Source organism: Sphingobium sp. 15-1 (assembly GCF_013375535.1).
Lineage (GTDB): Bacteria > Pseudomonadota > Alphaproteobacteria > Sphingomonadales > Sphingomonadaceae > Sphingobium > Sphingobium aromaticivastans.
The window spans coordinates 309,569-323,371 of the sequence record NZ_JABXJG010000001.1 but is presented as its reverse complement, the minus strand read 5'-3'; the positions used below and the strand labels follow the sequence as shown (position 1 = coordinate 323,371).

9 protein-coding genes are annotated in these 13,803 nt (G+C 64.5%); 3 read left to right on the top strand and 6 right to left on the bottom strand.

Features of this window, described 5'->3' with window-relative positions; all coding sequences use genetic code 11:
- Positions 1–8: 8 nt before the first annotated feature.
- Together HUK72_RS01455 and HUK72_RS01450 are read right to left on the bottom strand one after the other, a co-directional pair.
- The gene (locus tag HUK72_RS01455; RefSeq protein WP_176595208.1) at positions 9–1,175 is read right to left on the bottom strand and encodes a hypothetical protein; all 1,167 of its coding nucleotides are present in this window, start codon (positions 1,173–1,175) and stop codon (positions 9–11) included.
- A gap of 78 nt (positions 1,176–1,253) precedes the next feature.
- A complete protein-coding gene (locus HUK72_RS01450) occupies positions 1,254–1,556 on the bottom strand; it encodes an Hpt domain-containing protein (RefSeq protein ID WP_176595207.1) in 303 nt (100 codons plus the stop codon).
- Between the two features lie 80 nt (positions 1,557–1,636).
- On the opposite strand from HUK72_RS01450, the gene HUK72_RS01445 reads away from it, so the two are divergent.
- Complete coding sequence (locus HUK72_RS01445) at positions 1,637–4,309, top strand: hypothetical protein (RefSeq protein ID WP_176595206.1); 2,673 nt, start codon at positions 1,637–1,639, stop codon at positions 4,307–4,309.
- 440 nt (positions 4,310–4,749) lie between these two features.
- On the opposite strand, the gene groL is transcribed toward HUK72_RS01445, so the two are convergent.
- From groL to HUK72_RS26965, 3 genes are all read right to left on the bottom strand, one after another.
- Positions 4,750–6,396: a chaperonin GroEL gene (groL, locus tag HUK72_RS01440; RefSeq protein WP_176595205.1), complete on the bottom strand. Its 1,647-nt coding sequence runs from the start codon at positions 6,394–6,396 to the stop codon at positions 4,750–4,752.
- 100 nt (positions 6,397–6,496) lie between these two features.
- Positions 6,497–6,784 carry a co-chaperone GroES gene (groES, locus tag HUK72_RS01435; protein ID WP_066558920.1) on the bottom strand — a complete coding sequence of 96 codons (288 nt, stop codon included), beginning with the start codon at positions 6,782–6,784 and terminating at the stop codon, positions 6,497–6,499.
- Between the two features lie 129 nt (positions 6,785–6,913).
- Positions 6,914–7,225, bottom strand: coding sequence for a hypothetical protein (locus HUK72_RS26965; RefSeq protein WP_218035889.1), 312 nt, complete (start codon positions 7,223–7,225; stop codon positions 6,914–6,916).
- 15 nt (positions 7,226–7,240) lie between these two features.
- Here HUK72_RS26965 and HUK72_RS01430 point away from each other — a divergent pair, with 15 nt between their 5' ends.
- Together HUK72_RS01430 and yghU are read left to right on the top strand one after the other, a co-directional pair.
- Entirely contained in the window at positions 7,241–10,231 is a 2,991-nt protein-coding gene (locus HUK72_RS01430; RefSeq protein ID WP_176595204.1) for a TonB-dependent siderophore receptor, read from the top strand.
- A gap of 332 nt (positions 10,232–10,563) precedes the next feature.
- Complete coding sequence (gene yghU, locus HUK72_RS01425) at positions 10,564–11,430, top strand: glutathione-dependent disulfide-bond oxidoreductase (protein ID WP_176595203.1); 867 nt, start codon at positions 10,564–10,566, stop codon at positions 11,428–11,430.
- Between the two features lie 212 nt (positions 11,431–11,642).
- Here yghU and ligA read toward each other — a convergent pair whose 3' ends face one another.
- The gene (ligA, locus tag HUK72_RS01420; RefSeq protein ID WP_176595202.1) at positions 11,643–13,778 is read right to left on the bottom strand and encodes an NAD-dependent DNA ligase LigA; all 2,136 of its coding nucleotides are present in this window, start codon (positions 13,776–13,778) and stop codon (positions 11,643–11,645) included.
- Positions 13,779–13,803: the final 25 nt, after the last annotated feature.

Below are 13,803 nucleotides of genomic sequence, written 5' to 3'. Positions count from 1 at the left end.
AAAATCGCTCAAACCCGCCGCTGCAGGATCATCATTCCGGCCGACGCAATGGCGCATAGCATCGCCAGGCCGAACATTGGCGCCAGCGCCCCGGCGAACGACGCCGCCAGCAAGGGAATCAGCGCGGTGGCAGGGGTGAAGATCGCCCATGGCCGCGCCGCGCCCACCTTCTGCCAACGATCCGCCAACTGGATGATGGCCAGCATCAGCGCGAGATAGGCCGACGTCGCCCCCTCCCCCGCCACGGCTATTCCGCCCACCGCAAAGGCGGGCGCGACAAGGGCCATCCAGCCCATGGGCAGCGGCCGCAACGCCATCTCGTCCAGCCGGTCCGCCGTTTCCGCCAGAAGCAGCGACAGCAGCAGCAGGCAAAAGCCCGCTCCGGTCCAGAGCAACTCGATCGGCACCAGCGCGATCGCGCCCAGCGCCATGGCCGTGATCCGCACCTGCAGGGCGGGAACCTGCATGCGCATCAGCGCCGGGCTGATCAACCGTGCGCCCGGTCCCAGCAGATAATGTTCCGCGGCGCCCCGCGCGCGCCGCTGCCGCGGCCCATGGGAAAGCACCGCCTGCGCCGCCAGATCGGCCTGCTCCTGCGTCTCGACCAGCGCCACCCGGCCTTCCAGCAGATCGTCCTGCGGCACCGTAACGCGCCGCGCCCCAGCCTGCACCGCCGCCCGCACCAGGGTGAGCGCCAAGTCCCAGTCACCGATCATGTCCAGCGTGCTGAACAGCAGATCCGGGCTGATCCGCGCCAACCCTCCCCAACGCTGGCCGGCATCGATCCGTTCGAACGGCGCGCTGGCGCGGCTGTCGTCCGTCACCAGCAAGGCATTGCCCTCCTGCCCGGCCATCGCCTCGAAATAGCGCTGCCCGATGATCGCTCCATCGGCCACCAGCAGCGTGTCGGCGTCACGTGGCGCGTCGCGCACCATCGACACCATGTCCCGCACCAGCGCGACGGCGATGCCGTCCGCCGACAACCGGTCCACCGCCTGGGAGAGCGCGGGGGTGATGACGCTGACCAGGATCATCACCCGGTCGGCGCCAGCGCGCACGGCCTGCCGCGCCTGATATTCCACCAGCGTCTGCCCGGCGAAATGCAAGCTGCCGCGCAGCGATCCGGCCGAATCGCTGCTGGTCCGGCTGGCGCTTAGAATAGCCGCAAAAGTCATGCGTGATGAAACCGACCCGATTATTGTTCGATCCACCTTGTTACAAGGCGGACGCGATCACGCAAGCAGCGTCGCGCATCAACCCTGCGCAAGATCGTCGAGTACCGCCCGCAACCGCCGCAGGATGCGCGGATCGCCCGGCGCGGCGTCGACCGCCTCATCCGCCATGGCCATCAGGCTGGTAAGGCCGAAACTGGCCGCCAGCCCTTTCAACCGCCATGCGGCAAGCTGCCAATTGGCGTCGCAGCGGGCGCGACCGAGCAGATCGAGATGCCGCTCCGCGCTTTCCATGAAGGCGACGCGCAGATCGTCGATCAACGGCCTGTCGTCACCGACAGCGGCGGCCAAAGCCGCATTCAGGGCGCCTGGGTCATAGGACATGGGGTCAACGCTATCTGGCTTGCGTTAAGTTTTGGTAACAGGGCATTTTCGTGCGCGCAAAAGCTGCTAGGATAGGCGTCATGAATGGGGGCAGCACAATCGTCGAATTTTGGCGGGACAAGGACGCAGCGACCGATGACACGGCGCAGGCAGACGACGCCTTGCTTTTGAAACAGGCCGTTCTGGATCTGGAGGACGAAGGCGTCCCCGCGGAACATGCGGAGCGCGGGGCGCGCGGCGTCCAGGGCGCGCTGCTCGCCGGGGCCATTGCCTGGATCGGCTTTGCCGGCTGGGCGACGCTATCGTCCGGGCAATGGCGCGCGGGGCCGGCGGCTTGGCCGGGCCTGGTCGCGACGGTCCTGGTGCCGCTGATCCTGCTCGGCGTCTGCTATCTGCTGCTGCTGCGGAACAGCCGCAGCGAAGCGCGCCGCTATCTCGATACCGCCCGGGCGCTCAGGACCGAGGCGGAACTGTTGGAGCTGCGCCTTGGCCGAATCGCAGGGCAGTTGGAGACGGCGCGCCAGACCATGCAGGATCAGGCAGAGCTGCTCGACAGCTATGGCGCCGCCGCCAGCAGCAATATGGAGGCATCGGCCGAACTGATCGCGGGCCGCGCCAACAGCACCGCCGAACGCGCCGAAGCCGCCGAACGCGCCGGCCTTGCCCTGGTCCAGCGGATGGAAACGCTGATCGCCTCCATCCCCGAGCTGGAGGACCGCGCAACCCGCATGTCGGCGCAGATCATGGACAATGGCCATGCGCTGTCGGAGCGTATCGACATGCTGGAGGCGCGGCTGCACGCGCTGGGCGAACTGTCGGACGACGCCCGCGCCCGCACGCTTTCCGCAACCAAGAGCCTTTCGGGCCAACTCACCCATCTACAGGAAGCCACCCGCTCCGCCACGCAGGAAGTGACGGGCCTGGCCGACGTCGCGTCGGGCCGGATCGAAGCGACGACGCAAAGCGCGCGCAAGGCGATGGAGGAAAGCTGGCTCGACATCGAGCAGAAATCCGTCGTGCTGAGCGGCCTGACCGATCGCACCAAGACGGATATTGCGGAGACCACCCAGTCCGTCATCGCCCTTCTGACGCAGGAACTGAACCGCGTCGAAATCGATGTGCTGCATCGCCTGGAAACCACCCATGGCCGCGCGCAGGAAACCATGGCGGCGGTCGACGCCAATCTGACGGCGCAGGCCCTGTCGCTCAAATCGCTGATCGAGAGCGCGCAGGCTGGGATCGCGGCGACCAGCCAGTCGGCGCTCTCTACCCTGTCCCGCGATGGCGAAGCCGTCGAGGCCGAGCTGCGCCAGCGGGTCGAAGCGGCGATTGTGCAGATGCGTGAAGGCATCAGGCTGACGGACGATGGCGTCGCCCGCCAGACCGAGGCGCTGGAGGCGCTGATCGCCCGCTCTCGCAACAGCATCGCGGCCATTGGCGACGAAACCGTCACCAATCTCGCGGATCATGTGGGCGAGATCGAAAGCCGCCTGCACCAGATCAACGATCTGGTTGAGGGGCAGCGGGCGCTGGTCTTCGGCCTGCAGAGCAGCCTGGATGACGCGGTCGATTCCGCGCAATCCCGCTTCGCCGCGATGGAGCAGTCCGCGCTGGCCCGCAATGAGCGGCTGACCGAGGCGCTTTCCCGCCTGACGGTCGAAACGCAGCGCATCGACGCGGCGCTCGGCGCCGGGGGCCTGACCGCCGAAAAGCTGATCGGTAGCGCTGAAACGCTGATGCTGGCGCTCGATTCCAGCGTGCGCGAGCTCGACGAGACCTTCCCTGCGGCGCTCCAGCGCTTCAATGGGCGGATCGAGACGAGCCGTACCCTGCTCGACAGCGCCGCGCCCGAGATGGAGCGGCTGGAGGCCATATCCGAGGCGCTGCTGGGCCGCACCCAGGAAGCCGAGGAATTGCTGCGCGGCCAGGGCCGTCGCCTGACCGAATGGCTGGAAAGCACGCAGAGCGGCGTCGACGCCAATCGCGAACTGGTGGAAAAGCTGCGCACCGCGCTCAACAATGCGCATCAGGACGCCACCCGCATCACCGAAGGGGCCGGGCCATTGCTCGTCACTGCCCTGCTCCGGGTCAAGGACACTGCGGATCAGGCCGCCGAACGCGCCCGCCAGGCGCTGAGCCGCGCCATTCCCGAGGCGGCCCAATCGCTGGCCGACGCCAGTGAAGAGGCGATGCAGCGCGCCATCGGGGAAAAGGTCACGGCGCAGATCGAGATGGTCGCGCAGGTGGCCGAGGAGGCGGTGAAGGCTGCCCACCAGGCATCCGACCGCCTGACCCGCCAGCTTCTGACCATCGCGGACACCAGCGCCAGCGTCGAGGCGCGGATCGAGGAGGCCGAACGCGCCGCCGAAGATCGCGACCGCGACCATTTTGCGCGCCGCTCCGCGTTGATCATCGAATCGCTGAACAGCACGGCAATTGACGTGTCCAAGATCCTGTCCAACGACGTCACGGATTCGGCATGGTCAGCCTATCTGAAGGGGGACCGCGGCGTCTTCACGCGTCGGGCGGTGAAGCTGCTGGATGCAGGGGAATCCCGTGAAATCGCGTTGCATTACGACAATGATCCTGAATTTCAGGAGCATGTGAACCGCTATATCCATGATTTCGAATCGATGCTGCGGATCATCCTGTCGGCCCGCGACGGCAACGCCCTGGGCGTCGCGATCCTGTCGTCGGATATGGGCAAGCTCTATGTCGCGCTCGCCCAGGCGATCGAAAGGCTGCGGCAGTAAACGGCTGGCGGTGTGGCCAAGGAGATTTGGCGAGGCGCTTCGGAATTCAGGCGATACTCTGTTGCTGTCCCTGCTGTGGATTTGAGCGACACCATGGGGATGCGGCAGGGAGCTGTTTCCCCAACGCTTTGCCTATAGCTTGTCTACGGTTCAAACAGCGGGATGATCGCTAGCCTTCGGGATGTCTGTAGGACAGCAAAAAAGCGACATCACTTTCACGGCGATTTCCGGCCAATTTTAGCCATTAGGCGGAGCGTGCTCCTGCGAAGGCAGGAGCCCAGTCTGCCGTCTGTGGACCATCGCACCGTAAGAACTGGGCTCCTGCCTTCGCAGGAAGCACGGTTTACCCTGGGGCGAACATCAAACTCCGCTCTCTACCCGCATAGAAAAGGCCGGCGGATTGCTCCGCCGGCCCTTCCTGTTTCGCTTGAGGGCAGGACTTAGAAGTCCATGCCGCCCATGCCGCCCATGCCGCCGCCGGGCATGCCCATCGGCGCCTTGTCGTCGGCGGGCAGTTCGGCAATGGTCGCCTCGGTCGTGATCAGCAGGCCGGCCACCGAAGCGGCGTCCTGCAGCGCGGCGCGGACGACCTTGGTCGGGTCGATCACGCCAGCGGCGACGAGGTTTTCATAGGTGTCGGTCGCGGCGTTGAAGCCCTTGGTCTCGTCATTCTCGCGCAGCAGGTTGCCAGCGACAACGGCGCCATCGACGCCCGCATTCTGGGCGATCTGGCGCAGCGGCGCTTCGATGGCCTTGCGGATGATGTCGATGCCACGGGTCTGATCGTCGTTCGCACCCTTGAGGCCATCGAGAGCCTTGGTCGCGTACAGCAGAGCCGTGCCGCCACCGGGGACGATGCCTTCTTCAACGGCTGCGCGGGTCGCGTGCAGCGCGTCGTCGACGCGGTCCTTGCGCTCCTTGACTTCCACTTCGGTGGCGCCGCCGACCTTGATGACGGCCACGCCGCCAGCCAGCTTCGCCAGACGCTCCTGCAGCTTTTCGCGGTCATAATCGGACGTGGTGGTCTCGATCTGCGCGCGGATCTGCTCGGTGCGGCCCTTGATCGCTTCGCCATCACCAGCGCCATCGACGATGGTGGTGTTGTCCTTGTCGATCGTGATGCGCTTGGCGGTGCCGAGCATGCCGAGCGTGACGTTCTCAAGCTTGATGCCGAGGTCTTCCGAAATCACTTCGCCCTTGGTCAGGACGGCGATGTCTTCCAGCATGGCCTTGCGGCGATCACCGAAGCCAGGAGCCTTGACCGCAGCGACCTTCAGCCCGCCGCGCAGCTTGTTGACGACCAGGGTCGCCAGCGCTTCGCCTTCAATGTCCTCAGCGATGATCAGCAGCGGACGGCCCGACTGAACCACGGCTTCGAGGATCGGCAGGATCGACTGCAGGTTCGAGAGCTTCTTCTCGTGGATCAGGATGTACGGATCAGCCAGCTCGACAGCCATCTTTTCCGGGTTGGTGATGAAGTAGGGCGACAGATAGCCGCGGTCGAACTGCATGCCTTCCACGACGTCCAGTTCGAAGTCGAGACCCTTGGCCTCTTCCACCGTGATGACGCCTTCCTTGCCGACCTTCTCCATCGCTTCAGCGATCTTCTGGCCGACTTCGACGTCGCCATTGGCCGAGATGATGCCGACCTGAGCGACTTCCTGCGAACCGGAAACCGGCTTCGAGCGGGCCTTGACGTCTTCGACGACCTTGGCGACGGCGAGGTCGATGCCGCGCTTCAAATCCATCGGGTTCATGCCGGCGGCGACCGACTTCATGCCTTCGCGGACAATGGCCTGGGCCAGAACGGTCGCGGTGGTGGTGCCGTCACCGGCGATGTCGTTGGTCTTCGAAGCGACTTCGCGAACCATCTGGGCGCCCATATTCTCGAACTTGTCCTTCAGTTCGATTTCCTTGGCGACGCTGACGCCGTCCTTGGTGATGCGGGGGGCGCCGAAGCTCTTGTCGATGACGACGTTGCGGCCCTTGGGGCCCAGGGTCACCTTGACCGCGTCGGCCAGGATGTCGACGCCGCGCAGGATGCGCTCACGAGCGTCACGCGAAAACTTTACGTCCTTCGCTGCCATGATCTTTACCTCTCTTGAGAATTGCAAATCTTGCGAAGTTCACACCGTTGCTGGTGTCGGAAAATCGCGGAAAATAGGAATGGCCTTCCGGTTCGCAGCTTTACGCGACGACGCCCAGAATGTCCGATTCCTTCATGATCAGCAGGTCTTCGCCATCGACCTTGACCTCGGTGCCCGACCACTTGCCGAACAGAACGCGGTCGCCCGCCTTCACGTCCAGCGGGGTCACCTTGCCGTCTTCGGCCTTGATGCCGGTGCCGACGGCGACGATCTCGCCTTCCTGCGGCTTTTCCTTGGCGGTGTCGGGGATGATGATGCCGCCGGCAGTCTTCTCTTCCGCCTCGACGCGGCGGACGAGAACGCGGTCATGCAACGGACGAAATGCCATGTTGTGTGCCTTTCCCTCTTACGACGTTGAATGGGATCAGGTGGAACCGCCATGGACGGCGACTCCGGCTCCTTCTCCCGATGAACCCGTGCCTGTTAGCACTCCCGATCAAGGAGTGCCAGCGCCGTTTCATATGGACGGGGAAACCCGGCGATCAAGAGCCTCCCCGCAATTTTTTTGACTAGGCCGTTCCGGAATTCGGCGCGCCGGAGTCTGCGACGGCACCGCTAACAGATTTCCGTGCGGGTGGAGATGACCAAACTGTTGCCAAAATGCCTCTACGTGCAAAAAATGCGACAAAGTCAGGAGGATGGCGCCGGAATATTGCTTTACGAATATAAAACAGAACAGCAAGATTCCTTCGCCGGCGCCCCCGAACACCGGGACATCGGCAAAAGTCAGCGCGATGTCACGGCATTCCCAGACCGCGGCACGCGCCACAAAGGGGATATTCTGATGTCTATGATGAAGACATTCGCCCGGCTGCGTGATGGCGCGGCCCTTTCCGTATTTGCTCTAGCCAGCCTGAGCGCCGCGGCTCCTGCCCTTGCGCAAACGCCGCCGCAAAACTCCGCCGCGCCCGATGAGGGTGCAACCATCGTCGTCACCGGGTCGCTGCTAACCCGCGCGAATGCGGAAACGCCCTCACCGGTTAGCGTGATCACGGCCGAAACGCTGACGCGCGCGGGCGTCACCAACATGGCCGACGCGATCCGCCAGGCGTCGGCCGATGGCGCGGGCTCGATCGGCATCGGCTTCACCAGCGGCTTCTCGGCCGGCGGCTCCGCCGTTTCGCTGCGCAATCTGGGCGTTTCCTCGACGCTCGTGCTGGTCGACGGCCTGCGGTCCGCGAACTTCCCGCTCAGCGATGACGGCCACAATAGCTATGCCGACCTCTCCAGCATCCCGCAGGTCAATGTCGAGCGGGTCGAGGTGCTGAAGGACGGCGCATCGTCGACCTACGGCGCCGACGCGATCGGCGGCGTGGTGAACATCATCACGCGCAAGCAGTTCACGGGACTTGAAGGCGGCGCCGAGTCCGGCATCACGCAAGAGGGCGACGGCCAGAAATACCGCCTGCGCCTGCTGGCCGGCTATGGCGACTATGACAGCCAGGGTTGGAACGTCTATATCGGCGGCGAATATGAAAAGGGCGGCAAGGTCACGGCCAATTCGCGCGGCTTCCCGTTCAATACGCTGGACCTGACCTCCATCGGCGGCAGAGACAACAACCGCGCCGACGACACGCTGACCACCCCGACGACCAACGCCGTCGTCACGCGCGTCACCCAGACCGACCTCAACAATCCGCTGGCAGGCAGCGTCGCCAACGCCACGTCGCCGGCGATCTTCACTTCGCTGACGCCGCTCGCCAACTGTCCCTACGGCACCTTTTCGGAGAATACGACGTCGCGCATAGGCACGGCCTGCGCGCATGACCTTACCCGCGAATATGTCCAGATCCTGCCGAAGCAGGAACGCTATGCCGGCGTCGCCCGCCTCAGCTTCCGCCTGAGCGACGATATCGAGGGCTATGTCGCGGGCAGCTATTCGCACAACAAGGTCGACATTACCCTGTTGCCGCGCGGCATCCGGCAGAATCAGGCATTCGGCGGATCGCCGTCGACCTCGACGTCGAACCCCGGCATCGTGCTGCCCGTGTGGATCTGCCCATCGGGCGTCAACTGCGCCGATCCGGCAACGCCGGGCCGCACGCTGAACCCGAACAATCCCTATGCCGCTGCTTTCGCCAATAACCCCGCAGCCGGCGCGGCGCGCATCTACTATCTGTTCGGGGACGTGAAGTCGGGTTCGGTCCGCACCAACGAGCTGTATCGCATCACCAGCGGCCTCAACGGTACGTTCGGAGACAGCTGGAAGTGGAATCTGGAAGCGGGCTATTCGCGCGACGACCTGAAGCTCGTCCAGACGGGCTGGGCCAATCTCAACGGCCTCAAGCAGGCGATCAACACCGGATCCTACAACTTCGTCAATCCGAGTCTGAATTCGCAGGCCGTCCGTGATTCCGTGCTGCCGCCGATCACCTCGCTCTCGAACTCGAGCGAGTTCACCGTCGATGCGTCGCTCAGCCGCAGCCTGTTTACCCTGCCTGGCGGCGACCTCCAGGTCGCGGTGGGCGGGCAGTATCGCAAGGAGAAGCTGACCAACCGGAGCGCCAACCCGAACCTCGACGTTCCGGGCCTTTCGACCGCACAGGCCTATGGCAATCGTGATGTCTGGGCCGGCTATTTCGAAATCGACGCCCCGATCCTCGACTCCCTCGAAGTCAACGCATCGGGCCGCTACGACCATTATTCGGAAGGCTTCAGCCACTTTTCGCCCAAGTTCGGCGCGAAGTTCACCCCGATCAAGCAGATCGCGCTACGCGGCACCTATTCGGAGGGCTTCCGCGCCCCGACCTTCGCCGAGATCGATCCGCGCAGCTCCTTCTCGGGCTTCGTCGGCTACACGCCGGACGCGGCCTTCCGCGCCGCGCACCCCAATAATGCGACCTACACCACCACCTACTCGGTCGGTCGCGGCTTCGTGGGCAATCCCGACATCCAGCCGGAAACCTCGACCAGCTTCACGCTGGGCGCTGTGTTCCAGCCGACCAAAAGGATCAGCTTCACCGTCGATTATTTCCACGTGAAGAAGAAGGGACTGATCACGGCCGGGCCGTTGGCGGGTAGGGCAATCGATGCCTATTATTCGGTCGCAAACCAGAGCTTCGCCTCGGCGGCGGCGGCTTCGGCGGCTGGGTGCGCCGCCGTGGCCGCTGTCGGTGCGGGCTATTCGTGCAACGTCATCGACGGCGCCGATCCCTTCGCGCTCAACGCGCTGCCGCGTCTGTTGGTGGTCAACGCGCCTTATGTGAACTCGAACTTCGACGTCACCACGGGTCTGCAGTTCGGCGCCAATGCCGATTTCGACATCAACGACAATGTCCGGTTCCAGAGCCGTCTGGATTTGCAGGCGACGCTGAAGTTCAATCGCCACCTCGCCAGCGGCGAGGTTCAACGCTTCGCCGGCACGGTCGGCCCCGCCGATCTCTCGTCGGGCGGCGGCACGCCGAAGTGGCGCGGCAACTGGCAGAACACGCTGACCGTCGGTAAGGTCTCGCTGACCGCGACGACCTATTATGTCGGCAGCATGAAGGGCGTCGCGACCGATCAGGGCAACCTGGACACCTCGTGCGCGGCCACGCTCTATGGCGGCGGACCCGCCTTCTGCAAGATCAAGACCTTCGTCTACGCCGATCTGAACGCGACGGTGGAGGTGAACGAGAATTTCAGCTTCTTCGGCTTCATCGGCAACTTCACCAATGCCGGGGCGCCGCTCTATGCGAACACGCTCTATACGACGCAGCCTAACTATCTGGCCTCTTGGCACTTGCCGGGCCTGATCGGCCGGACTTACCGCGTCGGGGCGAACTTCAAGTTCTGATCCTCGACCAGGGGAAAGGAAGGGAAAAGGGGCGGCCTCCCTTGGGTCGCCCTTTTTTTCATGCGTTGATGATTGGGACGGGTCGACATTCAGGAGATGGCTTAGCTGAAAAATGGTGGTTTTCTGCGATCCTTGAACCGAGGCACGAGATTGGTTTCGGCGCAGCGTCTCAAATGCAAATGAGCGCCGGAAGCTCGGAAAATCGTCATTTGCAGCGCACCAGAACTGAATGTCGATCCGTCCCAAGACGAATAGGACGCGGACGGTGGTTGCGGTCCCCTGCGCAGCTTCCTACCTGCAGGCGACATGATCCATCAGCGGAGCAAGCCTGCATGAGCCAAGACTATATCCCGCCGCGCGTCTGGACCTGGGACAAGGAGAATGGCGGCGCCTTCGCCAATATCAACCGGCCGATCGCGGGGCCGACCCATGACAAGCCATTGCCGGTCGGCAAGCATCCGCTGCAGCTTTATTCGCTCGCCACGCCCAATGGGCAGAAGGTGACGATCCTGCTGGAAGAGTTGCTGGAGGCGGGCAAGGATGCGGAATATAATGCCTGGCTGATCCGCATCGGAGACGGCGACCAGTTCGGCAGCGGCTTCGTTTCGGTCAATCCGAACAGCAAGATCCCGGCGCTGATGGACCATGGCGTCTCGCCGCCCCGGCGGGTGTTCGAGTCGGGGTCGATCCTGGTCTATCTGGCGGAGAAATTCGGCGCTTTCCTGCCGGCCGATCCGGCCAAGCGGACGGAGACGCTCAACTGGCTGTTCTGGCAGATGGGCAGCGCGCCGTTGCTGGGCGGGGGTTTCGGGCATTTCTACGCCTATGCGCCGGAGAAGTTCGAATATGCGATCAACCGCTATGCGATGGAGGCGAAGCGGCAGTTGGACGTGCTGGACCGGCAACTGGCCGAGCATGAATATATTGCGGGGGATGAATATACGATCGCGGATATGGCGATCTGGCCCTGGTATGGCGGGGTGGCGCTGGGCCGCGCCTATGATGCGGCGGAGTTTCTCGATGTGCAAAGCTATAGGAATGTGCTGCGCTGGGCGGAGCAGATCGATGCGCGGCCCGCGGTGAAGCGGGGGCGGATGGTCAACAAGGCGAACGGGCCGCTGGAGGAGCAGTTGCACGAGCGGCATGATGCGGGGGATTTTGCCACGCGGACGCAGGATAAGCTGGAGGGGGCGGGTTGAGAGGGCTGTCCACGGGCTGGTATGATTGAGAGATTTTGAAGTTGTGTTTTGGGGTTGTTTCCTGCCATTCGCTCCCTCGTCACCCCGGACTTGATCCGGGGTCCCGCTTTCTTCTCTCGTCCGCGCCTAGCTCAAGGCAGCGGGACCCCGGGTCAAGCCCGGGGTGACGAAGGGCTAACGTCTGCAATTGGCCGACTGTTGGCCTGCGCACCTTACCCGGCAGCCTTGACGATCTCCGCCCAGGCGGCTTCGTCGATCACTTCTATGCCTAGCGCCGCCGCCTGTTTCAGCTTCGAGCCCGCGCCGGGACCGGCGACCACCAGGTCGGTCTTGGCGCTGACGGAACCGGCGGCCTTGGCGCCCAGCCTTTCGGCTTGCGCCTTGGCTTCGTCGCGGCTCATGGTTTCGAGCTTGCCCGTGAAGACGACGGTTTTACCCGTCACCGCGCTGGCGGTGGTTTCGACCACATAGTCGGGCGGCGCGACTTCGCTCAAAAGGTCGTTCCACACCTCCACATTATGCGGTTCGTGGAAGAAATCGGCCAGTGCATGGCCGACCGCCGATCCGACATTCTCGACACCGATATGTTCGGCAATCGCCTTGTCGAGCCGGTTGCGGAAGCGGCTTTCCTCCTCCCCCTCCGCAGCGACGGCGGCGTCGCGCAGGGCGATGATCTCCCCGGCAAGCGCATATATGGCCTCCAGCTTTGTGTAGCGTTTCAGCAGGTCGCGGGCCGTCACCGCGCCGACATGACGGATGCCGAGGCCAAAGAGCAGGCGCGCCGCGTCGGGGCGGCGTTTTGCCTCTATCGCGGCGAGGAGGTTGTCGACGGATTTCTCCTTCCAGCCCTCCCGGCCCAGCAGGTCCGGGCGGTGGGATTTGAGCCGGAAGATGTCGGCGGGTTCGGTGATCCAGCCGAGATCGAGAAATTCCTCTATGCTCTTTTCGCCCAGCCCTTCGATGTCGAGCGCGGCGCGGCTGACGAAATGACGGAGCCGCTCGAAACGCTGGGCGGCGCAGATCAGGCCGCCGGTGCAGCGAATGTCGACCTCGCCCTCTTCGCGCACCGCTTCCGAATGGCAGACGGGGCAATGGTCGGGGAAAGCGAAGGGGGTGCGCGGCTCGTCGCGGGTGAGGTTGTCGACCACCTGCGGGATGACGTCGCCTGCGCGCTGCACGACGATGCGGTCGCCGGGGCGGACGCCCAGCCGCTCGATCTCATCGGCATTGTGCAGGGTGACGTTGGACACGACGACGCCGCCGACGGTGACGGGGGTCAGGCGGCCGACGGGGGTCAACTTGCCGGTGCGGCCGACCTGGATGTCGATGGATTCCAGCGTGGTCTGGGCGCGTTCGGCGGGGAATTTATGGGCAATGGCCCAACGCGGGGCCTTCGCGACGAAGCCGAGGCGTTGCTGCCAGTCGAGCCGGTCGACCTTGTAGACCACGCCGTCAATGTCGAAGGGCAGGTCGGCGCGGGCGGCTTCGATGGCGCGATAATGGGCGATGAGGGCTTCGAGCGTGTCGACGCAGGCCAGACGGTCGGAGACGGGCAGGCCCCAGCCTGCGATCGCCTGCATGACGCCGAGCTGGGTTTCGGCGGGGACGGCGCTGACCTCTCCCCAGCCATGGGCGAGGAAGCGCAAGGGGCGGCTGGCGGTGACGGTGGCGTCCTTCTGGCGCAGCGAACCGGCGGCGGCGTTGCGGGGGTTGGCGAACTGGCGGGCCTTTTCCGGGTCGTCGGCTTCGGCGGCGAGGCGCGCGTTGAGGGCCACGAAATCCGCCTTGGCCATGTAGACTTCGCCGCGGACTTCGAACAGGTCGGGGATGGCTTCGCCGGTCAGGCGCTGCGGGATGTCGGGGATGGTGCGGACATTGGCGGTAACGTCCTCGCCGGTCGTGCCGTCGCCCCGCGTGGCGGCGAGGACCAGTTCGCCTCTCTCATAGCGCAGCGAGCAGGACAGGCCGTCGATCTTGGGTTCGGCGGTGAGCGCAACGGGAGCGTCTTCGGGGAGCGCGAGGAAGCGGCGGACGCGGGCGATGAATTCGGCAATGTCCTCGTCTGAAAAGCCGTTGTCGAGACTCATCATGCGGGCGGCGTGCTGGACCTTCCTGAGCGCGGAGGTGGGCGCGGCGCCGACCTGGGCGTTGGGGGAATCGCTGCGGATAAGGTGCGGGAAGGCGGCTTCCAGCGCGTTATTCTCGCGGACCAGCGCGTCATAATCGGCGTCCGCGATCTCCGGCTCGTCCTGATCGTGATAGAGGCGGTTGTGGCGCGTGATCTCCCGCGCCAGGCGCATCAGGCGGTTGGCGGCTTCGGCTTCGGTCATTTGCGTGGGATCGGTCATGCGCTGTCTTTAGCGCCCAGCTTTG